At 61.8% G+C, this 23,907-nt stretch carries 20 protein-coding genes, 1 other RNA gene and 1 pseudogene; 11 read left to right on the top strand and 11 right to left on the bottom strand.

From position 1 onward, the window contains the following. Window positions 1–7: 7 nt before the first annotated feature. Entirely contained in the window at window positions 8–988 is a 981-nt protein-coding gene (locus KDB76_RS20290; protein ID WP_038410028.1) for an IS5-like element ISPa16 family transposase, read from the bottom strand. On the opposite strand from KDB76_RS20290, the gene KDB76_RS20285 reads away from it, so the two are divergent. Beyond that, window positions 987–1,370 carry a hypothetical protein gene (locus KDB76_RS20285; protein ID WP_200873961.1) on the top strand — a complete coding sequence of 128 codons (384 nt, stop codon included), beginning with the start codon at window positions 987–989 and terminating at the stop codon, window positions 1,368–1,370. The two genes, KDB76_RS20290 and KDB76_RS20285, sit on opposite strands and share 2 nt — an antisense overlap. A gap of 41 nt (window positions 1,371–1,411) precedes the next feature. Here the strand turns inward: KDB76_RS20285 and KDB76_RS20280 are convergent, their stop codons facing one another. Beyond that, the gene (locus KDB76_RS20280; protein WP_153671158.1) at window positions 1,412–2,731 is read right to left on the bottom strand and encodes an NCS2 family permease; all 1,320 of its coding nucleotides are present in this window, start codon (window positions 2,729–2,731) and stop codon (window positions 1,412–1,414) included. A gap of 312 nt (window positions 2,732–3,043) precedes the next feature. On the opposite strand from KDB76_RS20280, the gene KDB76_RS20275 reads away from it, so the two are divergent. Then, window positions 3,044–3,799, top strand: a complete 756-nt coding sequence (locus KDB76_RS20275; protein WP_003259493.1) for a GntR family transcriptional regulator — start codon at window positions 3,044–3,046, stop codon at window positions 3,797–3,799. A gap of 232 nt (window positions 3,800–4,031) precedes the next feature. Next, window positions 4,032–4,730 (top strand): aquaporin Z, encoded by a 699-nt coding sequence (gene aqpZ, locus KDB76_RS20270; RefSeq protein WP_013973527.1) that lies wholly within the window; start codon window positions 4,032–4,034, stop codon window positions 4,728–4,730. On the opposite strand, the gene guaD is transcribed toward aqpZ, so the two are convergent. The 4 genes from guaD to xdhA form a co-directional block, all read right to left on the bottom strand. Then, window positions 4,727–6,031, bottom strand: a complete 1,305-nt coding sequence (gene guaD / locus KDB76_RS20265) for a guanine deaminase (RefSeq protein ID WP_038410027.1) — start codon at window positions 6,029–6,031, stop codon at window positions 4,727–4,729. The genes aqpZ and guaD overlap by 4 nt on opposite strands. 10 nt (window positions 6,032–6,041) lie before the next feature. Beyond that, complete coding sequence (gene xdhC, locus KDB76_RS20260) at window positions 6,042–6,887, bottom strand: xanthine dehydrogenase accessory protein XdhC (RefSeq protein WP_038410026.1); 846 nt, start codon at window positions 6,885–6,887, stop codon at window positions 6,042–6,044. A 118-nt stretch (window positions 6,888–7,005) separates the two neighbouring features. Then, complete coding sequence (gene xdhB, locus KDB76_RS20255; protein WP_038410025.1) at window positions 7,006–9,405, bottom strand: xanthine dehydrogenase molybdopterin binding subunit; 2,400 nt, start codon at window positions 9,403–9,405, stop codon at window positions 7,006–7,008. Continuing rightward, entirely contained in the window at window positions 9,398–10,852 is a 1,455-nt protein-coding gene (gene xdhA / locus KDB76_RS20250) for a xanthine dehydrogenase small subunit (protein WP_013973523.1), read from the bottom strand. Before xdhA ends, xdhB begins: the two co-directional genes overlap by 8 nt. A gap of 268 nt (window positions 10,853–11,120) precedes the next feature. Here xdhA and KDB76_RS20245 point away from each other — a divergent pair, with 268 nt between their 5' ends. The 5 genes from KDB76_RS20245 (at window position 11,121) to ffs (ending at window position 19,363) form a co-directional block, all read left to right on the top strand. Beyond that, window positions 11,121–11,780, top strand: coding sequence for a GntR family transcriptional regulator (locus KDB76_RS20245; RefSeq protein WP_013973522.1), 660 nt, complete (start codon window positions 11,121–11,123; stop codon window positions 11,778–11,780). A 3-nt stretch (window positions 11,781–11,783) separates the two neighbouring features. Further along, the gene (smc, locus tag KDB76_RS20240; protein WP_038410024.1) at window positions 11,784–15,272 is read left to right on the top strand and encodes a chromosome segregation protein SMC; all 3,489 of its coding nucleotides are present in this window, start codon (window positions 11,784–11,786) and stop codon (window positions 15,270–15,272) included. A gap of 205 nt (window positions 15,273–15,477) precedes the next feature. Further along, window positions 15,478–16,368: a cell division protein ZipA gene (gene zipA, locus KDB76_RS20235; protein WP_015271153.1), complete on the top strand. Its 891-nt coding sequence runs from the start codon at window positions 15,478–15,480 to the stop codon at window positions 16,366–16,368. A 238-nt stretch (window positions 16,369–16,606) separates the two neighbouring features. Continuing rightward, the gene (ligA, locus tag KDB76_RS20230; RefSeq protein ID WP_038410023.1) at window positions 16,607–18,937 is read left to right on the top strand and encodes an NAD-dependent DNA ligase LigA; all 2,331 of its coding nucleotides are present in this window, start codon (window positions 16,607–16,609) and stop codon (window positions 18,935–18,937) included. A gap of 329 nt (window positions 18,938–19,266) precedes the next feature. After that, window positions 19,267–19,363: signal recognition particle sRNA small type (gene ffs / locus KDB76_RS20225), an RNA gene on the top strand. Between the two features lie 275 nt (window positions 19,364–19,638). Here ffs and KDB76_RS20220 read toward each other — a convergent pair. The 4 genes from KDB76_RS20220 to KDB76_RS20210 all read right to left on the bottom strand — a co-directional run bounded on the left by KDB76_RS20220 (window position 19,639) and on the right by KDB76_RS20210 (window position 21,521). After that, window positions 19,639–19,947: a hypothetical protein gene (locus tag KDB76_RS20220; protein ID WP_023661288.1), complete on the bottom strand. Its 309-nt coding sequence runs from the start codon at window positions 19,945–19,947 to the stop codon at window positions 19,639–19,641. A 44-nt stretch (window positions 19,948–19,991) separates the two neighbouring features. Beyond that, window positions 19,992–20,705, bottom strand: a complete 714-nt coding sequence (locus KDB76_RS20215) for a YafY family protein (protein WP_024087436.1) — start codon at window positions 20,703–20,705, stop codon at window positions 19,992–19,994. Continuing rightward, window positions 20,698–20,952, bottom strand: a complete 255-nt coding sequence (locus KDB76_RS29930) for a Pathogenicity locus (RefSeq protein WP_023661286.1) — start codon at window positions 20,950–20,952, stop codon at window positions 20,698–20,700. Before KDB76_RS29930 ends, KDB76_RS20215 begins: the two co-directional genes overlap by 8 nt. A 242-nt stretch (window positions 20,953–21,194) precedes the next feature. Further along, the gene (locus KDB76_RS20210) at window positions 21,195–21,521 is read right to left on the bottom strand and encodes a hypothetical protein (protein ID WP_013973511.1); all 327 of its coding nucleotides are present in this window, start codon (window positions 21,519–21,521) and stop codon (window positions 21,195–21,197) included. A gap of 282 nt (window positions 21,522–21,803) precedes the next feature. On the opposite strand from KDB76_RS20210, the pseudogene KDB76_RS20205 reads away from it, so the two are divergent. Beyond that, window positions 21,804–22,195: pseudogene (locus KDB76_RS20205) on the top strand (hypothetical protein). A gap of 55 nt (window positions 22,196–22,250) precedes the next feature. Here KDB76_RS20205 and KDB76_RS20200 read toward each other — a convergent pair. Beyond that, window positions 22,251–22,673 (bottom strand): helix-turn-helix domain-containing protein, encoded by a 423-nt coding sequence (locus KDB76_RS20200; protein WP_013973510.1) that lies wholly within the window; start codon window positions 22,671–22,673, stop codon window positions 22,251–22,253. An 82-nt stretch (window positions 22,674–22,755) separates the two neighbouring features. Between KDB76_RS20200 and KDB76_RS20195 the strand changes: the two genes are divergently transcribed. Together KDB76_RS20195 and KDB76_RS20190 are read left to right on the top strand one after the other, a co-directional pair. Further along, the gene (locus KDB76_RS20195; RefSeq protein ID WP_024087435.1) at window positions 22,756–23,244 is read left to right on the top strand and encodes a DUF2938 domain-containing protein; all 489 of its coding nucleotides are present in this window, start codon (window positions 22,756–22,758) and stop codon (window positions 23,242–23,244) included. Window positions 23,245–23,612: 368 nt separating this feature from the next. After that, complete coding sequence (locus KDB76_RS20190; RefSeq protein WP_013973508.1) at window positions 23,613–23,888, top strand: hypothetical protein; 276 nt, start codon at window positions 23,613–23,615, stop codon at window positions 23,886–23,888. Window positions 23,889–23,907: the final 19 nt, after the last annotated feature.

The following is a 23,907-nucleotide window of genomic DNA, read 5'->3' as shown; positions in this document are numbered from 1 at the left end:
TTCCGCATTACAGGTGCACCTGTCCTGCGGTAGTCAGCAAATGTCGGCGCGCCATCCATAGGTTCGACAGCGCGAACAGCGTCACCAGCTGAGCGGTGTTCTTGGCCAGGCCACGGAAGCGCACCTTCACGTAACCGAACTGGCGCTTGATCACTCGAAACGGGTGCTCGACCTTCGCTCGCACTTGTGCCTTGGCCTTCTCGATCTTGCGCTTGGCTTTGTACAGGGCGCTGCGTTTATCGAGCTTCTTGTAGGTGCTGCGGCGTGCTGCGACCTGCCAGATCACTTCGCGGCCCGCATGTTCGGGGCGCTTTTCGACGCCGGTGTAGCCGGCATCGGCGCAGACGACGTTCTCGTTACCGTGCAGCAGTTTGTCGACCTGGGTGATATCCGCCACGTTGGCTGCCGTGCCTACCACGCTGTGTACCAGCCCCGACTCATCATCCACGCCGATGTGCGCCTTCATGCCAAAGTAATACTGGTTCCCTTTCTTGCTCTGGTGCATTTCCGGGTCGCGCTTGCCGTCCTGGTTCTTGGTCGAGCTGGGTGCGTGGATCAGTGTGGCATCGACGATAGTGCCCTGGCGCAGCGACAGGCCGCGATCCCCCAGGTAGCCATTGATTACGCCGAGGATGCCGGCTGCCAGCTCATGTTTCTCCAGCAAACGACGGAAGTTGAGGATGGTGGTTTCGTCGGGAATGCGCTCCAGGCTCAGCCCGGCGAACTGACGCAGGATGGTCGTCTCGTAGAGCGCTTCTTCCATGGCCGGGTCGCTGTAGCCGAACCAGTTCTGCATCAGATGGATACGTAACATGGCCATCAGCGGATAGGCTGGACGACCACCTTCACCCTTTGGGTAGTGTGGCTCGATCAGGGCAATCAATCCCTTCCACGGCACCACCTGATCCATCTCGATCAGGAACAATTCCTTACGGGTCTGCTTGCGCTTGCCGGCGTACTCGGCGTCGGCGAAGGTCATCTGCTTCATGGAAAAACTCGGCTGGCGGGATCGGCGTATTTCACCAGATTCGGGAAGTCTTTTTCAGACCTTCCCTAAGGGGCTATCGCCAGTGTATTCAGAGCCTCATAGGCGAGCCCAAGGGCAAGGCTTCTATGTCGCGCCAACCCCTGAACACGCCAAAACATACGCTAATGCCTACGACGATGGTGTTGTCCTGCCGGTACTCGTGCGCAAGGATCTTAATCTGGTCCCCGGTGTAGGTTATAAAAAGGATGTATTTTATGTAGTAGCGATCTTGCCGGCGGCATTTGAGGTTGTAAGCGTGCGGGAAACCGTTCCTTCAGGCGTGACGCCAGCTGAACTCCCTCGAACGGGCATCTTCGCGAAAAAACCAGCACCGGCTAAATAAAAGAGAAGGGCGCCGGAGCGCCCTTTTTGGATGTGGAGGGTTCAGAGGAACACGAACTTGGCAATGAAGATTGCGCACAGCACCCACAGGCTGGCGGAGATTTCCTTGTACTTGCCGGTACCTGCCTTCAATGCCACATAGCTGATGAAGCCCAGGGCAATACCGTCGGCCACCGAGAAAGTCAGCGGCATCATGATCACCGTGACGATCGCCGGAATGCTGTCGGTAGCTTCGTCCCAGTGGATATGCGCCATGCTGCCCATCATCAGCATTGCCACGTAGATCAGTGCGCCCGCGGTGGCATAGGCCGGAATCATTCCGGCCAATGGCGCGAAGAACATGGCGGCAATGAACAGCAGGCCGACCACCACCGCCGTCAGGCCGGTACGGCCACCAGCGGCCACACCGGCAGCACTTTCCACATAACTGGTCACCGGCGGCACACCGACCACGGCACCGAACACACTCGAAGCGCTGTCAGCCTTCAGCGCCTTCGACAAGTTCTCGATACGCCCGTCCGGTGCCACCAGGTTGGCTCGCTGCGCCACGCCCATTAGCGTGCCGGCGGTGTCGAACATGTGCACGAACAGGAAGGCCAGCACCACGCTGATCATGCTGACGTTGAATACGCCAGCCACATCCATGGCCATCCAGGTCGGTGCCAGGCTCGGCGGCATCGACATCACCCCGCCGAATTTCACCAGGCCCAGGCCCCAGCCGGCCAGGGTGACGCCGATGATGCTGATCAGGATCGCGCCGAATACCCGCTTGTAGCTGAGGATGGCAATCAACAGGAAGCACACCGCCGCCAGCAGTGGCCCCGGCTCATGCAGCGAGCCCAGCTTGATCAGGGTGGCCGGGCTGTCGACGATGATGCCGGCGGTCTTCAGGCCGATCAGCCCGAGAAACAATCCGACGCCGGCCCCCATGGCATGGCGCAGGCTGACCGGGATGCTGTTGAGCAACCATTCGCGCACTTTCGACAAGGTCAGGAACATGAACAGCACACCCGAGACAAAGACTGCCCCCAGCGCCGTTTCCCAGTTGTAGCCCATGGTGCCAACCACGGTGTAGGTAAAGAAGGCATTCAACCCCATGCCCGGCGCCAGGCCCACCGGCCAGTTGGCGTACAGGCCCATCAACAGGCAGCCCAGCGCGGCGGCGATGCAGGTGGCGACAAAGGCGGCACCGTGGTCGATGCCTGCGTCGGCCATGATGTTGGGGTTGACGAAGATGATGTAGGCCATGGTGATGAAGGTGGTCACGCCGGCGATCATTTCGGTTCTGACGGTGCTGCCGTGCTGCTTGAGTTTGAAAATCCGCTCCAGCCAGCTCGTTTCGAGCGGTGGAGCAAGATCCAGCGTAGGGGCTTCGGATTTGCGGCTTTCCACAGCGAGTACTCCTCAAGTCTTTCTTGTTGTTCTGGAACCATGGGCCTGCGCAATGCACTTGGCGGCTCCGCGAGGGAAGGCAGACGTCTGACCGGTTTGTTGACTTATGGGTCAAGAAGTTGCTCGGTGGATTATGCTTTTGTGTACAAATAAAGCAAATAATGTTTTATCTTTTGTGTGCGCAATACGTCGTACAACGGCTATATAGGTAAAAGGCCACCTGCAGAAACGGCTCAGCCTGTGTACAATGGCGCCATACTTTCCTTCGTGCCTCGAGAGCCCATGAACGAACAGCTGCAACCTCTGAAGAAACCTGCGCGTACCGGCAAGGCTGGCCGCAGTGGTACCCAGGACGACATCGTCTACGCGCATATTTTCGAGGCAATCCTCGAGCAGCGTCTGGCACCGGGTACCAAGTTGAGCGAGGAAGCGCTGGGCGAGATCTTCGGCGTCAGCCGCACCATCATTCGCCGCGCGTTGTCGCGGCTGGCCCATGAAAGCGTGGTGCTATTGCGGCCGAACCGCGGCGCAGTGGTGGCCAGCCCTACGGTGGAAGAAGCCCGTCAGGTGTTCTTCTCCAGGCGCATGGTCGAACGGGCCATTACCGAACTGGCCGTGCAGCACGCTACCCTCGAGCAGCTCAACGAGCTGCGGCAGATGGTGCGGGAGGAGCGCGACAGCTTCTCGCGTGGTGACCGTGGTGCCGGCATTCGTCTTTCCGGCGAATTCCACCTCAAGCTGGCCGAGGCTGCGGGCAATGCGCCGCTGGTCAGCTTCCAGCGCAGCCTGGTGTCGCAGACCTCGCTGATCATTGCCCAGTACGAAAGCGGCAACCGCTCGCATTGCTCGTATGACGAACACATGCAGCTGATCGATGCCATCGAGGCACGCGATGCCGAGCAGGCGGTGAGCCTGATGATGCACCACATGGACCACATCGACAGCAAGCTGAACCTGGACGAGGAGAGTGCCTCGGACGATCTGCATGCGGTGTTCTCGCACTTGCTGAAAAAGCCCAAGGTATCGGTCAAGGGTTGATCGTTTGCTCAAGTGAGCGTAGTGCGCCGTTGTGGGAGCGGGTTCACCCGCGAACACCGGCGCAGCCGGTGCCATTCACCGTGTCGCCTTCTTCGCGGGTAAACCCGCTCCCACAAGAAGCACGGCCATTTCTGGTCATTGATCAAAGGTCTGCTAAATTCTTGTGAGCAAACCTTCATCAAGCAGTTGGGCTTGCGCATTCGTTGCGTTCAACTTCTTGAGGAATGGACTCATGAGCATGTCCCTCGGTAAACGCATGGGGGCCGAGCTGGTCGGCACCTTCTGGCTGGTGCTTGGCGGCTGCGGCAGTGCGGTACTCGCCGCCAGCTCGCCCATCGGCATCGGTGTACTTGGCGTCGCCTTCGCCTTCGGCCTGACCGTGCTGACCATGGCCTTCGCCATCGGCCATATCTCCGGCTGTCACCTCAACCCCGCCGTGTCGTTCGGGCTGGTGGTGGGCGGGCGCTTTCCGGCCAAAGAGCTGCTGCCCTACGTGATCGCCCAGGTGATCGGCGCCATTCTGGCGGCAGGTGTGATCTACCTCATCGCCAGCGGCAAGTCAGGTTTCGAGCTGTCTGCGGGATTGGCTTCGAACGGCTACGCCGACCACTCGCCTGGCGGCTACACGCTCGGGGCGGGCTTTGTCAGTGAAGTGGTGATGACGGCGATGTTCCTGGTGGTGATCATGGGCGCTACCGACGCCCGGGCGCCAGCGGGTTTTGCGCCGATCGCCATCGGTTTGGCTTTGACCCTGATCCACCTGATCTCTATCCCGGTGACCAATACTTCGGTCAACCCCGCGCGTAGCACGGGGCCGGCCTTGTTCGTCGGTGGCTGGGCCCTGCAACAGCTGTGGCTGTTCTGGGTGGCGCCGCTGATTGGTGCTGCGATCGGCGGCGCACTGTACCGGGGCCTGGCAAAAGAACCTTAGCGCTGGTGCACGCAACGCCCAGCGGCGTAGGTTTCACGCACGGTGCGGTCGTCGCCTAGGGTGGTCAGCACGAACAGGGTTTCCTCGATGCTGTTGGACTGCTGGATGCGGTAGTCCAGCAGTGGCGTGGCCTTGTAGTCCAGCACCACGAAGTCGGCATCGTTACCCGGGCGTAGGCTGCCGATGCGGTCGTCCAGGCGCAGCGCGCGGGCGCCGCCGAGCGTGGCCAGGTACAGTGACTTGTACGGGTGCAGGCGTGCGCCCTGCAGTTGCATCACCTTGTACGCTTCGTTCAGGGTGTTGAGCAGCGAGAAGCTGGTGCCGGCGCCAACGTCAGTGCCCAGGCCCACATTGACCTTGAAGCGCTCGGCCTGGGGCAGGTTGAACAGGCCGCTGCCGAGGAACAGGTTGGAGGTGGGGCAGAAGGCCACCGCCGAGCCGGTTTCGGCCAGGCGCTGGCATTCGTCATCGCACAGGTGCACGCCATGGGCGAATACCGAGCGTTCGACCAGCAGCTCGAAGTGGTCGTAGACGTCGAGGTAACCCTTCTGCTCGGGGAACAGCGACTTGACCCACTCGATTTCCTTGAGGTTCTCCGACAGGTGCGTGTGCATGTACACGCCCGGGTGCTCCTTGAGCAGTTGGCCCGCCAGCGCCAGCTGTTCAGGCGTACTGGTCGGGGCGAAGCGCGGGGTGACTGCATAATGCAGGCGGCCTTTGCCGTGCCAGCGCTCGATCAGCGCCTTGCTTTCGGCATAGCCGGACTCTGCGGTGTCGGTCAGGTAATCCGGGGCGTTGCGGTCCATCATCACCTTGCCGGCGATCAGGCGCAGGTCCAGGCGTTCGGCTTCTTCGAACAGGGCATTGACCGATTCCGGGTGCACGCTGCCGAACACCAGGGCGGTGGTGGTGCCGTTGCGCAGCAGTTCCTTGAGGAAGATTTTCGCCACTTGGTCGGCGTGTTCCTTGTCGGCGAACTGTTTTTCGCAGGGGAAGGTGTAGGTATTCAGCCAGTCCAGCAACTGTTCGCCGTAGGAGCCGATCATGCCGGTCTGCGGGAAATGGATATGGGTGTCGATGAAGCCTGGGGTGATCAGTGCGTCCTGGTAGTGCTCGACCGGGATATCGGCATCCAGGGTCGGCAACAGTTCGGCGGCGTGGCCTACGGCGCTGATGCGGCCATTGTCGACCACCAGCAGGCCGTCCTCGAAGTATTCATGGGAAGCCTCCAGGCCCACCTCGGCCGGGTCGGCGATGCTGTGCAGGATGGCGGCACGGTAGGCTTTGCGGGTAACGGTCATAACACACTCGTCAAATGGCTTGGCTGCGCCGGGAGGGCGGCAGCAACTGGGCAATGGGGCCGGCATTGGCGGCAGCGTCGTGCTGGCCGAAGCAGGCGTTGTAGGTGGCAATGATTTCACCGGCGATGGACACGGCGATCTCGATGGGCAGCTTGCCCTTGACCTCGGCCAGGCCCATCGGGCAGCGCATGCGCGACATCACGGCCTCGTCATAGCCGCGCTCGCGCAGGCGGTGTTCGAACTTGACCCGTTTGGTCTTCGAGCCGATCAGGCCGAACCAGGTGAAGTCGTTGCGCTTGAGAATGGCGGCGGTCAATTCCAGGTCGAGCTGGTGGTTGTGGGTCATGACGATGCAGTAGCAGCCTGGCGGCAGGTCTGCCACTTCGTCGACCGGCTCCTCGCTGACCACCTTGGTCACCCCGTCGGGGATCAGGGCAGGGAATTCCTGCTCGCGCGAATCGATCCAGCGCACCCGGCAGGGCAGCGCGGCGAGCAAGGGTACCAGAGCCCGGCCGACATGGCCCGCGCCGAACACCGCGATCTGCGCCTGCACCGCGGCCATGGGTTCGAACAGCAGCACAGTGACGCCGCCGCAGCACTGGCCAAGGCTGGCACCGAGGCTGAAGCGCTCCAGATGCGGGGTGGTGCGGTGCTCTTCGAGCATTTGCCGGGCGATGTGCAGGGCCTTGTATTCCAAGTGGCCGCCGCCGATGGTGTCGAACAGGCCGCTGGCGCTGACGACCATTTTCGAGCCGGCATTGCGCGGGGTCGAGCCGCGCTCCTCGATGATGGTAACCAGCACGCAGGCTTCGCCACGGGACTGATGGTCGGCGAGGGTGTTGATCCATTGGTGCATGATGCAACCTCTCTATAGTCGCGTCGCGATCCCTGTGGGAGCGGGTTCACCCGCGAATGCGGCGGTGAAACCACTATCGCATTCGCGGGTAAACCCGCTCCCACAGGGCCCTGCATTGTCAGTGAGACACGGTTTCCAGCTCCGGCTCGGCAGGTTGCGCTGCAGCCACTGCCTTGCGCATCTGCTCGCAACCCCACAACACCCGCTCCGGCGTCGCCGGCGCATCCACCTGTGGCTGCACGCGGTAGTCGGCGATGCTGGCCACGGCGTCCTTGATCGCGCACCAGGCGGCGATGCCGAGCATGAACGGTGGTTCGCCCACAGCCTTGGAATGGAACACCGTGTCCTCCGGGTTCTTGCGGTTTTCCACCAGCTTTACCCGCAAATCCAGCGGCATGTCCGCCACTGCCGGGATCTTGTAGCTGGCCGGGCCGTTGGTCATCAGCTTGCCCTTGGCGTTCCACACCAGTTCTTCGGTGGTCAGCCAGCCCATGCCCTGGATGAAGCCGCCTTCCACCTGGCCGATGTCGATGGCCGGGTTCAACGAATCACCCACATCGTGCAGGATGTCGGCGCGCAGCATCTTGTATTCGCCGGTCAGGGTGTCGACGACCACCTCCACGCAGGCGGCGCCGAAGGCGAAGTAGTAGAACGGCCGGCCACGTGCCTGGCTGCGGTCGTAGTAGATCTTTGGCGTGCGGTAGAAACCGGTGCTGGACAGCGACACTTGGGCAAAATAGGCCTGCTGCACCAGCTGCTCGAAGCTGACGATCTGGTCGCGCACGCGCACATGGCCGTTGCGGAACTCGACGTCTTCCTCGGTCACCTGGTAGTGCCGTGCGGCGAACTCGGTCAGGCGTTTCTTGAGGATCTCCGCAGCGTTCTGCGCTGCCTTGCCGTTCAGGTCGGCACCACTGGAGGCAGCGGTCGGTGAGGTGTTGGGCACCTTGTCAGTATTGGTGGCGGTGATCTGGATACGGCTGAAATCGACCTGGAAGATCTGCGCCACCACCTGTGCCACCTTGGTGTTCAGGCCCTGGCCCATCTCGGTGCCGCCATGGTTCAGGTGGATACTGCCGTCGGTGTAGATATGGATCAGCGCACCGGCCTGGTTGAGGAAGGTGGCGGTGAACGAAATACCGAACTTGACCGGTGTCAGTGCCAGGCCCTTCTTCAGGACCGGGCTGTTGGCGTTGAAGCGGCGTATCGACTCGCGGCGCTCGGCATAGTCACTGCTGGCTTCCAGTTCGGCGGTCATCTCTTCGAGCATGTTGTGCTCGACGGTCTGGTAGTAGTGGGTGACGTTGCGCTCGGTCTTGCCGTAGTAGTTGGCCTTGCGCACCGCCAGCGGGTCGCGGCCCAGGTGGCGAGCGATGTGGTCCATCACCTGCTCGATGGCGACCATCCCCTGCGGGCCGCCAAAGCCGCGATAGGCAGTGTTGGAGGCTGTGTTGGTCTTGCAGCGGTGGCCGTGCACGGTGGCATCGCCCAGGTAGTAGGCATTGTCGGAGTGGAACATGGCGCGGTCGACGATCGAACCGGACAGGTCGGGCGAGTAGCCGCAGTTGCCGGCCAGGTCGAAGTTGATGCCGTGCAGGCGCCCGTCGTCGTCGAAGCCCACGTCGTACTCGACGTAGAACGGGTGGCGTTTGCCGGTCATGGTCATGTCTTCGACCCGTGGCAGGCGCATCTTGGTCGGCTGGCCGGTCAGGCGCGCCACCACTGCGCACAGGCACGCCGGGCTGGCGGCCTGGGTTTCCTTGCCACCAAAACCGCCACCCATGCGGCGCATGTCCAGCACCACCTTGTTCATTGGCACGTCGAGTACTTCGGCGACCAGTTTCTGCACTTCGGTGGGGTTTTGCGTGGAGCAGTAGACGATCATGCCGCCGTCTTCGGTGGGCATCACCGAGGAAATCTGCGTTTCCAGGTAGAAGTGCTCCTGGCCACCGATGTGCAGGGTGCCCTGGATGCGGTGCGGTGCACTGGCCAGGGCAGCGACGGAATCGCCACGCTGGTGGGTGTGGCTGTCGAGCACGAAGTGCTTCTTGCGCAGTGCTTCGACCACATCCAGCACCGGCTCCAGGTCTTCATACTCGACGATGGCGGCCATGGCCGCACGGCGCGCGGTATCGAGGTCACGGGCGGCCACGGCGAGCACCGGCTGGCCGAAGAACTCGACCTTGTCGATGGCCAGCAGCGGGTCGCCGGCTACCACCGGGCCGATGTCCTTTAGGCCAGGGATGTCTTCGTGGGTGATGGCGATGCGCACGCCCTCGAAGGCATAGCACGGCGTGGTGTCGATGCGCAGGATGCGCGCGTGGGCGCAGTCGGCGGTGCGCGCATAGACGTGCAGCTGGTTGGGGAATTCCAGGCGGTCGTCGATGTACACCGCCTCGCCGGACACATGCTTGTCGGCGCTGTCATGCTTGACGCTGCGGCCGACCCCGGTGGTCAGGTCCTGGCTGAACAGTTCGGCCATCTCGGCCTGGCTCTTGGCTACGTGATGGTTAGACATAAGCGGTCACCCGGGTTTCGATGTACGGCGTTTGCTGTTCGATGAAGTACTTGCGCAGCAGGTTCTGGGCGGTCAGCAGGCGGTATTCCTTGCTGGCGCGGAAGTCGCTGAGCGGGGTGAAGTCTTCGGCCAGGGCCTGGCAGGCGCGCTCGATGGCAGCCTGGTTCCACGGCTTGCCGCGCAGCGCCGCTTCGCAGGCACGGGCCCGTTTGGGGACTGCCGCCATGCCGCCGAAGGCGATGCGCACACCGCTGACCACGCCGTCTTCGATGCTCAGGTTGAAGGCGCCGCATACGGCAGAAATGTCATCGTCCAGGCGCTTGGACACTTTATAGGCGCGGAACGCCCAATCGCTGGTGGCGCGCGGCACGATGATCTTCTCGATGAACTCGCTGTCCTGGCGGGCGGTGATGCGGTAGTCGATGAAGTAGTCTTCCAGTGGCATCACCCGCTGGCGATCGCCCTGGCGCAGGACGATCTGCGCATCCAGGGCAATCAGCAGGGGTGGCGAGTCACCGATTGGCGAAGCGTTGCCGATATTGCCGCCCAGGGTGCCCTGGTTGCGGATCTGCAGCGAGGCGAAGCGGTGCAGCAGGGCACCGAAGTCCGGGTATTCCTCGTTCAGCGCACCGTAGCAGTCGGTGAGCGGTGTGGCGGCGCCAATTTCCAGATGGCTGGCGGTTTTCTCGATGCGCTTGAGCTCGGCCACATGGCCGACGTAGATCATCACCGGCAAGGTCTTGTGGAACTGGGTGACTTCCAGTGCCAGGTCGGTACCGCCGGCCAGCAGCCGCGCTTCGGGGTGCGAGCTGTACAGGTCGGCCAGGTCGGCCACGGTCAGTGGTACCAGGCAGCGCTTGTCGCCACTGTTCAGTTCGCCGGTCTGGGTTGGGGCAATGGCCTTGAGGCGGCTGATGGTCTGTGCCTGCTGGGCATCGAACTGGTCGCGGCAGGGCTGGCGGCAGCTCTGCTCGGCGGCGTCGAGGATCGGCCGGTAGCCGGTGCAGCGGCACAGGTTGCCGGCCAGGGCTTCCTGGGCCTGGTGCAGGTCGGGGCCGCTGCTGTTCTTCTGCAGGGCGAACAGCGACATGACGAAGCCGGGTGTACAGAAGCCGCACTGCGAGCCATGGCAATCGGCCATGGCCTGTTGCACGCTGTGCAGCTGGCCCTGGTGCTTGAGACCCTCGACGCTGATCAGTTGCTTGCCGTGCAGCGACGAGACGAAGGTCAGGCACGAGTTGAGGCTACGGTAGCGGATGCTGTCGTTGCCTTGGTCGTCCTGGGTCAGTTCGCCGACCACCACGGTGCAGGCACCGCAGTCACCACTGGCGCAGCCCTCCTTGGTGCCAGGTTTGCCCAGGTGCTCGCGCAGGTACTGCAGCACCGTCATGTTCGGGTCCAGGGCATGCTCACTACGCAGCTCCTGGTTTACGAGAAACTGGATCACGGGGATGGCCTCGCAATGGTTTTATTGTTGTTGGGCGGACTCTAAGCAAGAGCTGTCCAGCTGGTCAATATTTTTCTGACTCAAAGGTCAAGAAATTGCTCATGTCCAAGCCCGGCCGCACACATTGCCCATATTCCAAGCATAGATCGCGCCGGGCGTGTGGTTGCCTTGCAGGTCAAATAAACCGCCAGGCCCCTCTGCGCGATCAGCGGCCAAGTACGCTACAATCCGCTCCTTGTGCCCAGTTCAATGATTTTGAAGGAAAACCATGACGTTCAAGGCCCCGGACAGCCTCTCCGAGCAGATTGCCGATTACCTGGCCGAACGCATCATCCGTGGCGAGCTGGCGCCAGGCGAGCGTATCCAGGAGCAGAAGGTCACCCAGGCACTCAACGTCAGCCGCGGCTCGGTGCGCGAGGCGCTGCTGATCCTCGAACGCCGCCACCTGGTGGCGATCCTGCCGCGCCGGGGTGCCCATGTGACCGAGCTCGACGAGCGCAGTGTGCGCAGCCTGTGTGCACTGATGGGCGAGTTCTACATCCTGCTGGGTAACGCGGTTGCGCAAAAATGGCGCACCGATGCCGACCTGCGCCCGTTCCTGGAGATCCAGCAGCGCCTGCAGCGAGCCCATGACCAGCTGGACATCAAGGCCTTCGTCGCCGACAGCTTCGCAGTCATGCGGGCGGCCTACCCGTTCGCCGACAACCCGTTCCTGCAGGAAACCGTGGAAAACCTGCAGCCGGCGATGAGCCGTGCCTACTACCTGTCGCTGGACCAGCGCCAGGCCAGCATGATCGACTATCTGGACCTGTTCGCCCGCCTGCTCGACGCCGTGATCGCCCGTGACCTGCCGCGCATTCGCGAGGTGCTCACCGCCTATGGCCAGCGCAGCTGCGAACTGGTGCTGGCGGCGTTGGCCCGAGGCTGACCGATGCGCCTGAAGTGCATTCGCCTGGCCGGGTTCAAGTCGTTCGTCGACCCCACCACGGTCAACTTCCCCAGCAACATGGCGGCCGTGGTCGGCCCCAACGGCTGTGGCAAGTCCAACATCATCGATGCCGTGCGCTGGGTGATGGGCGAGAGTTCGGCGAAGAACCTGCGCGGCGAGTCGATGACCGATGTCATCTTCAACGGCTCCAGTGGCCGCAAGCCGGTCAGCCAGGCCAGCATCGAGCTGGTGTTCGACAACAGCGAAACCACCCTGGTCGGCGAATACGCCGCCTACGCCGAGATCTCGATCCGCCGCAAGGTCACCCGCGACGGGCAGAACAGCTATTACCTCAACGGTACCAAGTGCCGCCGGCGCGATATCACCGACATCTTCCTTGGCACCGGCCTGGGGCCGCGCAGCTACTCGATCATCGAGCAAGGCATGATCTCCAAGCTGATCGAGGCCAAGCCCGAGGAGCTGCGCAACTTCATCGAGGAAGCCGCCGGTATTTCCAAGTACAAGGAACGCCGCCGGGAAACCGAGAGCCGCATCCGCCGCACCCAGGAAAACCTTGCGCGCCTGACCGACCTGCGCGAAGAGCTGGAACGCCAGCTGGAGCGCCTGCACCGCCAGGCCCAGGCAGCCGAGAAGTACCGGGAATACAAAGCCCAGGAACGCCAGTTGAAGGCGCGCCTGTCGGCCTTGCGCTGGCGTGATCTGGACGAACGGGTGCGCCAGCGCGAGGCGGTGATCGGCGACCAGGATGTGTCCCATGAGGCGCTGGTGGCCGAGCAGCGCAATGCCGATGCCAGCATCGAGCGCCTGCGCGATGGCCATCACGAATTGTCCGAGCGCTTCAACCAGGTGCAGGGCCGCTTCTACTCGGTGGCCGGTGACATCGCCCGGGTCGAGCAGAGCATCCAGCACGGCCAGCAGCGCCTGCGCCAGTTGCAGGATGACTTCAAGGAAGCCGAGCGCACGCGCCTGGAAACCGAGTCGCACCTCGGGCACGACCGCACCCTGCTGGCTACCTTGGGCGAAGAGCTGGCAATGCTCGAACCCGAGCAGGAAATGACCCTGGCCGCTGCCGAAGAAGCCGCCGCTGCCCTTGAAGAGGCCGAGCTGGGCATGCACGGCTGGCAGGAACAGTGGGACAGCTTCAACAGCCGTTCTGCCGAGCCGCGCCGCCAGGCCGAAGTGCAGCAGGCGCGTCTGCAGCAGCTGGAAGCCAGCCTGGAACGCCAGGCCGAGCGCCAACGCAAGCTGGGCGAGGAGCGCGAGCTGCTGGGCAGCGACCCGCAGGATGCGGCCATGCTCGAACTGGCCGAGCAGCTGGCCAGTAGCGAAATGTTGCTGGAAGAGTTGCAGTTGTCCGAAGAGCAGGTGGTCGAGCGCCTGGAAGGCGCGCGTGAGCAACTGCAGCAGGCCACCCAGGCCCAACAGCAGGCGCAGGGCGACCTGCAACGCCTGGGCGGGCGCCTTGCCTCGCTCGAAGCCTTGCAGCAGGCTGCCCTGGAGCCCGGTGCAGGTGCTGCGGACTGGCTGCAGGACCAAGGCCTGGAGCAACGGCCGCGGCTGGCTGAAGGGTTGCGGGTTGAGCCGGGCTGGGAGCTTGCGGTAGAAACCGTGCTTGGCGCCGACCTGCAGGCTGTACTGGTGGACGACTTCAGTAATCTGGATTTTGCCGGCCTGGAGCAGGGCGAGTTGCGCTTGCTGCTGGCGAGCGGTACCGGCTCGTCGCTGCCCGGCAGCCTGCTGGAAAAGGTCGAAGGCCGTGTCGACCTGTCGCCCTGGTTGGGCCAGGTCAAACCCGTGGAAGACCTTGCTCAGGCGCTGGCACAGCGCGCGTCGCTCGGCGAAGGCCAGAGCCTGGTCAGCCGCGATGGCTACTGGGTTGGCCGACACTTCCTGCGGGTGCGCCGTGGCGGCGAAGCCGAAGGCGGCCTGCTGGCACGCGGCCAGGAGATCGAGCGCCTCGGCCAGGAGCAATTGGAGCAGGAAGCGGCGCTGGAGCAGTTGGAACAGCAACTGCAGGCCCTGCGCGAGCAGCAGCTGGACCTTGAAGAGCAGCGGGAACAACTGCGCCGTCGCACCCAGGAAGAAAGCCGCCTGCATGGCGAGCTGAAGGCCAACCTGTCGGCTGGCCGCGCACGTGCCGAGCAGGTCGAGCTGCGTCGCCGGCGCCTGCAGGAAGAGCTGGCCGAACTGGAAGAACAGCGCGCTCTGGAACATGAGCAGCTGGGCGAAGCCCGCCTGCTGCTGCAGGAGGCCCTGGAGCTGATGGCCCAGGACACCGAGCAGCGCGAGCAGTTGATGGCCCGCCGCGACACTTTGCGCGAAAGCCTCGATCGCGTGCGCCAGGAGGCCCGCCAGCACAAAGATCACGCCCACCAGCTGGCTGTCCGCCTGGGCTCGCTGCGTGCCCAGCACGACTCCACCCGGCAGGCACTGGAGCGCCTGGAGCAGCAGGCCGCGCGCCTGACCGAGCGCCAGGAGCAACTGAGCCTGAACCTGGAAGAGGGCGAGGCCCCGCAGCAAGAACTGCGCCTGAAGCTGGAAGAACTGCTGGAGCGGCGCATGAGCGTCGACGAGGAAATGCGCCAGGCCCGCCTGCACATGGACGAAGCCGACCGCGAACTGCGTGACGCCGAAAAGCGTCGTACCCAGGCCGAGCAGCAGGCCCAATTGCTGCGTGGCCAGCTGGAGCAGCTGCGCCTGGAGTGCCAGGGCCTGGATGTGCGGCGCAAGACCTTGCAGGAGCAGTTGCTGGCCGACGGCTACGACCTGCAAGGTGTGCTCGCCACTCTCGAGGCCGAGGCCAGCGAGCAGGGTACCGAACAGGAGCTGGAGCAGCTCGAGGCGCGTATCCAGCGCCTGGGGGCGATCAACCTGGCGGCCATCGAAGAGTACGAGCAGCAGTCCGAGCGCAAGCGCTACCTGGACGCCCAGGACGCCGACCTGGTCGAAGCCCTGGAGACCTTGGAAAACGTCATTCGCAAGATCGACAAGGAAACCCGCAACCGCTTCAAGGATACCTTTGATCAGATAAATGCCGGATTACAGGCACTTTTCCCAAAAGTTTTCGGTGGTGGCAGCGCTTGTCTGGAACTGACGGGCGAAGATCTACTCGATACAGGGGTAACGATCATGGCGCGGCCACCGGGCAAGAAGAACAGCACCATCCATCTGCTGTCCGGCGGCGAGAAGGCACTGACCGCATTGGCGCTGGTGTTTGCCATCTTCAAGTTGAACCCCGCACCGTTCTGCATGCTCGACGAAGTCGACGCGCCGCTGGACGATGCCAACGTCGGGCGCTACGCCCGCCTGGTCAAGGAAATGAGTGAAAGCGTGCAGTTCATCTACATCACCCATAACAAGATTGCCATGGAGATGGCGGATCAATTGATGGGGGTGACCATGCATGAACCGGGCTGTTCACGTCTGGTTGCCGTCGATGTGGAGGAGGCCATGGCCATGGTCGATGCCTGATGCTCGACGATAAGGGCATATTCCGTAGCGAAATGCCCCCGCCATGTGCGACAGACGGTGTAAAGTTGTCTTTGGTCGTGCTAGCTTAATGTCACTCGTTTTTTGCGTGGGTAAAACGCCTGTCAGAACATAGAGTTGGCGCCACGTGTTAAAGGGCTTTGAACCCTTTGTTTTCAAGCATATTTTTATAGAGGCACGGGATTACATGGAAATCGGTCTGCGCGAGTGGCTGATCGTCATCGGCATCATTGTCATTGCCGGGATTCTTTTCGACGGCTGGCGCCGCATGCGCGGCGGGAAAGGCAAGTTGAAATTCCGTCTGGATCGCAGTTATTCCAACCTGCCGGACGAAGAGGGCAATGCCGAAGTGCTTGGCCCGTCGCGGGTGCTGGATACCCACAAGGAGCCTGAGCTGGACGAAAGCGACCTGCCGTCGCTCAGTGCTTCTGCGCGTGATCGCGAGCGCGAGCCCAAGCCGGCCAAGGCTGCCAAGCGCGGCAAGCGCGCCACCGCTGCTGCGGATGCACAGCAGGGCGACCTGAACCTCAGCGCCGAGCCACGCGAGCCCGACCTGTTTGCCGACAGCGATGATGACTTTGCCGCGGAAAATACCCGCAGCAACGGTGCGGCGCCTGCCAGCAGCAGCGTCAAGGAGCTGCCGCCGGCCGAGGAAGTGCTGGTGATCAGCGTCATCTCCCGCGACGAGGGTGGCTTCAAGGGCCCGGCGCTGCTGCAGAACATTCTGGAAAGCGGCCTGCGTTTCGGCGAAATGGACATCTTCCACCGTCACGAGAGCATGGCCGGTCACGGCGAGGTGCTGTTCTCCATGGCCAACGCCGTCAAGCCCGGCGTGTTCGACCTGGACGACATCGACCACTTCAGCACCCGCGCGGTGAGCTTCTTCCTCGGCCTGCCGGGCCCGCGTCATCCGAAGCAGGCCTTCGACGTGATGGTGGCTGCGGCGCGCAAGCTGGCGCACGAACTGAACGGTGAGCTCAAGGACGACCAGCGCAGCGTGCTGACCGCCCAGACCATCGAGCACTATCGCCAGCGCATCGTCGAGTTCGAGCGCCGTGCGCTGACCCAGAAGCGCTGACAGATCCAGACGAAAGAGCAGCCTCAGGGCGTGCTGGTCGGTTCGGGTGTTGTTATCGCCTGTTCCGGCCCCTTCGCGGGTAAACCCGCTCCTACAGGGACACCACAGCCCTTGAGGTTTGTGGTGTCCCTGTAGGAGCGGGTTTACCCGCGAAGAGGTCGGCACAGGCAATAAATACCTCAAACCCCCGGCACCACCCCCAGGCTGCTCTTTTGCTTTGCAAGAGAAGACAAATCCCATGACCGCCGAAACCCGTATCCACGAACTGCGTGCCGAGCTCGACCAGCACAACTATCGCTACTACGTGCTCGATGAGCCAAGCGTGCCCGATGCCGAATACGACCGCCTGTTCAACGAGCTCAAGGCGCTTGAAGCCGAATACCCGCACCTGGTAACCCCCGACTCGCCCACCCAGCGCGTCGGGGGCGCAGCCCTGGCCGCGTTCAGCCAGGTCCGCCACGAAGTGCCCATGCTCAGCCTGGGCAACGCTTTCGAAGAAGCCGACCTGCGTGAGTTCGGCCGCCGCGTGGTAGGCGGCCTCGACCAGCCCGGTGCGGTCGACTACAGCTGCGAGCCCAAGCTCGACGGCCTGGCCGTGAGCTTGCTGTACCGCGACGGTCTGCTCGTACAGGGCGCCACCCGTGGCGACGGCACCACCGGCGAAGACATCAGTGCCAACGTACGCACCGTGCGCAACATCCCGCTCAGGCTGCAAGGCGAGGGATGGCCTGCGGTGCTGGAGGTGCGCGGCGAGGTTTACATGAGCAAGGCCGGTTTCGACCGGCTCAACGCCGCCCAGGCCGAAGCCGGTGGCAAGACCTTCGCCAACCCGCGCAACGCCGCAGCCGGCAGCCTGCGTCAGCTGGACTCGAAAATCACCGCCAGCCGCCCGCTGGAATTCTGCTGCTATGGCGTCGGCCAGGTGTCCGCGAGCATCGGCGACAGCCACATCGGCATCCTCGAACAGCTCAAGGCGTGGGGGTTGCCGATCAGCCGCGAACTCAAGCATGCCGCCGGTATCGAAGAATGCCTGGCCTACTATCGCGACATCGGCGAGCGACGCAACAGCTTGCCCTACGAAATCGACGGCGTGGTGTTCAAGGTCAACAGCCTGGCCGCCCAGCGCGAACTGGGCTTCCGTGCCCGTGAGCCCCGCTGGGCGATTGCCCACAAGTTCCCGGCCATGGAAGAGCTGACCGAGGTGCTGGATGTCGAGTTCCAGGTCGGCCGCACCGGCGCCGTAACGCCCGTGGCACGCCTGAAGCCGGTCAAGGTGGCCGGTGTGACCGTGTCCAACGCTACCCTGCACAACATGGACGAAATCGCCCGCCTGGGCCTGCGCGTTGGCGACACGGTTATCATCCGCCGCGCCGGTGACGTGATTCCGCAGGTGATGCAGGTGGTGCTGGAGCGCCGCCCAGAGGATGCGCGCCCGGTGCAGGTGCCGAGTGAGTGCCCGGTATGCGGCTCGCAGGTCGAGCGTACCCAGTTGGTCAAGCGTAGCAAGGGCAAGGAAACAACCAGCGAGGGGGCGGTGTACCGCTGCGTCGGTCGCCTGGCCTGTGGCGCCCAACTCAAGCAGGCGATCATCCACTACGTGTCACGCCGCGCCATGGACATCGATGGCCTGGGCGAGAAGAGCGTCGAGCAACTGGTGGACGAAGGCCTGATCGGTTCGCCGGCCGACCTGTACAAGCTGGAATTCGACCAGATCGTCGGCCTGGAAGGCTTTGCCGAAGTGTCCAGCAAGAAGCTGCTGGATGCCATCGAAGCCAGCAAGCGCCCGGGCCTGGCGCGCTTCATCTACGCCCTGGGTATCCCGGACGTAGGCGAGGAGACCGCCAAGGTGCTGGCCCGCTCGCTGGGCAGCCTGGCGCGGGTGCAGCAGGCGCTGCCGCAGGTGCTCACCTACCTGCCGGACATCGGCCTGGAGGTGGCGTACGAGATCCACAACTTCTTCGAGGACGAGCACAACCGCAAAGTCATCAAGCAGTTGCTCGACAGCGGCATGCAACTGCAGGACGAAGGCGAGCTGGCTGCCGAGTTCGCCGCCAGCACCACCCTGGCCGGCATGATCGCCAAGCTCGACATCGCCTCGGTTGGCCCGACCGGTGCCGAGAAGCTGGTGGCCAAGCTAGACAGCCTGGACAAGATCATCGCCGCCGATGGTATCGACCTGCGCCAGGCCCTGGCGGCCAAGCAGGCCGAAGCCGTGCGCGAGTTCTTCAAGGATGAAGCCAACCAGAAGCTGGCCCGGGACATCGAGGCACAGTTGCTGGCGTTCGGCATGCACTGGAGCAGCGAGAAGAAAGTGGCCGAAGGCTTGCCGCTGGCCGGCCAGACCTGGGTGCTGACCGGCACCCTGGAGCGCATGAGCCGCGACATCGCCAAGGAAAAGCTGGAAAGCCTGGGGGCCAAGGTGGCGGGTTCGGTATCCGGCAAGACCCACTGCGTGGTGGCGGGGCCGGGGGCGGGGTCCAAGCTGGCCAAGGCCAGTGAGTTGGGTGTGAAGGTGCTTGATGAAGATGCCTTCGTCACCTTCCTGGGCGAACAGGGCATCGCTGTCTGACGCCCTGCGCAATCCCCTGTGGCTTGCGCGGTCCTTGTGGGAGCGGGCATGCCCGCGAACACGGGCGAAGCCCGTGCCATCCATCGCGGCGCCTGCTTCGCGGCGGTTCGACGCCTCGACACGCCCGCTCCCACAAGTCCTGCGCTGGTCTTGCTGTCAGCGCTAACCCTGTAGGAGCGGGTTCACCCGCGAATTGCCAGCTCCAGGCCACCCCGACCTGGACAAGTCATTGAGAAATGATGACTTTTTCTCCTTCAGAGGTTGTATCTGCCCCCAAGACCGGTACAATGGCGCCACTCGCTGTTCAGCGAGCCTTGTAGTGGTGGCCCCATCGGTCCCCCCGCATTGATTACCCGTTAACCTGGTCAGGCCCGGAAGGGAGCAGCCATAGCGGGAACATCGAGTGCCGGGGTGTGGCTGGTGGGGCCGCCTCCATTTCAGGTCCTTGAATTATCAAGGATTTCTCGCTCGAAAATCTCGAAGTGTGACAGCGTTTAGGTACACCTGAGTGGTGCACCGTAAACGGCATGTTAGCTCGTCTCAACGAAAAACTGATGACTCAGGCCTCAAGCCATAAGAACCCAATCATGGTGGCAGGGTAGCAATAGGTGATCTGAGAACACTTACACTGGAAGCGACGACACCGATGCCTGACAGCAAAGGCATCGGTGTCTCTTGCCTGCTCTGGCAGTCCGCCGGGGTCAACTCATCTCTGGAACGAGGTGACTCATGAACGTCAGGTTTTCAATAGCGTACATATACTCAGAGAATCTCGGATCTCCATCGTTGAACGCCTTTGCCACTTTTTGTGCGTTCTCAAGACTATCCCACATTGCTAAATCCGCGAAGATTCGTTCGTCGCTCATAGGGCAGTAGGCGCGGTATTCAATCAAGCCAGGAAAGGTCTTTAATGTTTCACGAAGTCCTGCGCGGAGCACCGGCACTTGCGCAACACATTCCTGTTTGACCTTGAAAATGGCTAATTCGAGTACATGAGATGAGTGCTGCATAGGGATGACCTTCTGTGTATTAGGGAGTCCCAATGATCAGTGGTTCATACTGACAGCGTAGTGTCAGTAGTGGTGATCGCTTTCCACTGGCTTGCCTGGTGCTTCATATACGCTTGGAGATCAAGGGCAGGATTGTCGGGTGATGGTTGTTGAGCAATAGCGATGGAGGCTATGCGATCGACCCGAAAATCGCGGTAAGCTGCCCTGGTACTACACCAGCTTCCAACCGTCCACTTTCCTCCCCAGTAGAAAAGGCCAAGGGGGGAAATGAGGCGTTGCGAAACTGCACCATCCAAGCTGGTATAAGTTATCGTCAGCGCCTGAGCGTTTTCGATGGCATTTCGAAGGGTTGCCAGATGGCCACGCGTCGAGGAAGGAGTGGTTCCAAGTGCCCTGATTTTTGCCGTGCTGGGGTCAACCTGATGATGGACTATGGACGCTGAGATTTTGCTCAACAACATCCTTGCAGCAGCACTTAGATCGTTATCGGCGGAAGCTGAAAGCATTTCCATCCCGAGCATCAGTGCATCCAGTTCGAGCCTGTTCAACGTTAATGGCGGCATCTCAAAATCGGCATCCAAGGCATACCCCACGCCAGCGGTACCATAGACTGGGATTCCACTGAAGGAAAGGTCGTCGATGTATCGATAGATTGAGCGAACGGAAACGCCAATTCGGCTAGCCAGTCGTTCAGCAGAGATTGGCTGATGGACACGAATCAGATTTACCAACTGAAATAAACGATCAGCTTTACGCACTTGGTGTGCTCAACTGAGAGTCCTTTGCAAGCTCAATGGCTGCGTCAATGGCGGCCCGAGCTTGGGGGCTATTCTTCCAGCAAGTCGATCCCACTGCTGCCGACGCCTGAGCCAGGATGTCACCAGCATTCGCTCTGCTGAGCACAGCTAGCGAGTCAATGCCCATCTGCTCAAGGCGAGCAATGACGGCCGGCCCTACGCCCTTTAGGGCCAACAAAGCATTATGTTCCTTCAGTGGAAATGGCATCCGTAAACTCCTGTTATCGGCCAATGAAGCAACCGGAGTTTGCCCGACGGCAGATGGCATCTCAATATATGGTTCCATCGCCCTATGCGTAGGCATCAGGAAGGTGGGTTCGGCAAACGCTTACAAACCTGATTGCAGAGGGTTGGCATTGGCCTGACTGCTGCAACTGGCTGATGCGCGTGTCCTGGCGTCCTGCGTTTGCCCGACTCGACAATTTCAACTTGGTGAGAGCTCCCCTCACCTCAGGCACATTGGGAAGCTAGGCGAACGAGGTCTTCTGAAAAGAGCCCCCGCTGATAAATGTAGACTTTCCCGCCCGTGTCCCCTTTGAACGTCTCGATCACGTTATCCGCCGCAACAGGGCTGCTCAGAACCACGCGATAGCTTTGGCTCGTATGGGTGACGTTCGGTGATTGCTGATTCTCTTGCAGCTTCTGCATGACGCAGGTGGAAAAAGCTTCAGGAGATTTCGCGGTCACCAGTTCCTTTGTCGGCTGGTTAGGCGCGGATGCGCACCCCGCCAGCAGAGTGATAGTGAAGGAGGCAGCAGCGAGAGGCAGAAAGCGCATCAGACAGTTCCAGGCTTGAGTTCAGCCGCTATTCTCCATTTCATTTAGCTGATAGAAAATAGGTGAATATCGATGTTACCTATCATTGATCTTGATGATTAACAGGCGCCTCGCGGGGCTTCAGAATCAGGGGCGTTGCAGGTGTGGTCTCAGGTGCCAAGGATAGCCCAGCGTCTATTCAATCTGTTTAAGCGATGGTTTAGACCAGTTTCTGATGTTTTTCTTCGATCATACTCTTCTCTAAGCTGCGCTCTCTTTGAAGCAATGCATTTCGGTGTGAGCATGAAAGAGATCCGCAAGGCAGGTGATCGGGGTGCCACCCGTTTGCCGTGGCTGAAATCCCGGCATTCCTTCTCGTTTGGAAGCTGTAGAAACCCGCAAGAGAACGGTTTCTCCGATCTGCGCGTCATAAATCGCAAGGTGAGTCGCATACTCTGGCCCTCGCAGGGCGACGACAGGCCTATGTCCATGTTGTCGCTGGCAAGCTCCGGGTGAACGGAGAAAGTGTTGTGGAAGGCGACGGATTGAAGCTGACGGAAACCCAGGCGGTCACGTTCAGCCACGCTACGGATGCGCAGGTGCTTGTATTCGATCTTCGGGCAAAGGAGTCGGCACCTTCCAGAAAGCAATCTTCCGGGGGCTGCAAGACGCAGGCATGTGCCCGGCGCCGCTAGGTGCCATCTGCCTTCCATTCCTGCCGCGACCGTGCCGATGCGGTCGGGTGATGATTCAATCTGGGCGCTTCAAGACAACTGTTGAACTGCCTTGTTTCTTTCCATGCCCCGCCGCCGACAGCTTCATCAGCCGCTGGAATTTCGGGCATTCCAGATGATCTTCCTCAGGGCACTGCGCCGCATGCCGCAGGCCCTTGCTCATCGCCTGCAAGCGCCTGATTCGTGCGTCCAGTTCGTCGGCCTTGGAGATCAGCATCTGCCGGTCGACCTGCAGGTCCACCAGCATCGCCCCCACTTCATCCAGCGAAAACCCCGCAGCCTGGCCGAGGGCGATCAGCGCCAGCCGGTCTGCAACATCGGCTGCGAACTGCCGCCGCTGGCCAGGCCCGGCGAGTGACTTGAGCAGGCCTTTCTTCTCGTAGTAGCGCAGCGTCGAGGCGGGTACGCCTGTGCGCTTGGCGACGTCGGCAATGTCCATTTCGGGCCCTTGACTTGAAGTTGACTTCAACTTCTATGCTGCGCGGCATGGTGATGACCGTCAATCTTGGAGGGCTTGTTCAATGACCCTTACTGCGATGTTTTCCGCTGCCTTGCCGATTGGTATCGGTGCCACGATGGTGATGGACTTGTGGGGGCTGCTGCTTAGGCGGATGGGTGTTGCCACGCTGAACTTCGCCATGGTCGGGCGTTGGGCGGGGCATTTGCTGCACGGGCGTGTGCGGCACCAGGCGATTGCCAAGGCGGAACCGGTGCGGCATGAGCTGGCGTTGGGGTGGGGGATTCATTACGCCATCGGCGTGCTGTTCGCGATGCTGCTGGTCGTGATCGTGGGGGAGGGCTGGTTGCTGGCACCTACATTGTTGCCCGCGCTGGTTGTTGGTGTGGTGACGGTCGTGGCGCCTTTGTGCTTCATGCAGCCGGCGATGGGCGCGGGGTTCTTTGCGTCGAGGACGCCGACGCCTGTGCGCAATTGCCTGAAGAGCCTGGCCACGCATTTTGTGTTTGGCGTGGGGATGTTCTTGAGTGCGGGTTTGGTTGCGGCTGTGTGAGAGCGACATTCCTCAAGACGAGCAATCGGTAGCAGGAATGCGATCTGCTTTCAGGATGCTTCCTACAACGGTCAGGGCAATTTCCCGCTTTTTCTGTAGGAGGTGTCGAAATATCCTACGCACTCCGTCGACTCCCGTCTGATTGTCCCGGGAATCACCGCCCACTAGGCTTTTGCGGTCGCTGTCGGTTCAGCGATCGGGTGTGGAAGCCTGGGCAGTACACGGGACGGTTGTCATTTATGGCGGCTGTGCGCGGGAGGTATTCGTACCTGCCGGGTCTACCGTGTACCTGGTCTTCCACCCCGCGTACAGTTGCCACCCTAATGCGTGGAAGCGGAAGGGGACAACACAGCCAACACGGAGCTGTCATGAAAAAACTGGTCCCCGATCCACCCCACGTTTTCGAGCTTCCCCAAGGTAAATCCCTTTCCCGCGCGATCAGCGAAGGCATCGTGCCGATGGAGTTCGCGTTGATGAATGTCACCCACTATCTGATGTTTGCCTATAGCGACAGCCGGCGGGCGCTGGAGCGTATCCAGGACGAGGAGACGCGGCAGTTGCTGGAGCACGGGTTGCGGGCCATGCAGATTGCCTGGGGGCAGGCGGATGCTGTGGCACTGGCAGTTGAGCGTAGAAGCCAGTGAAGTCGGCCTTGGAGTAAGT

Source organism: Pseudomonas sp. JS425 (assembly GCF_018223845.1).
Lineage (GTDB): Bacteria > Pseudomonadota > Gammaproteobacteria > Pseudomonadales > Pseudomonadaceae > Aquipseudomonas > Aquipseudomonas asiatica.
The sequence above is the reverse complement of the archived record's forward strand: the minus strand, read 5'-3'. Positions and strand labels throughout refer to the sequence as shown.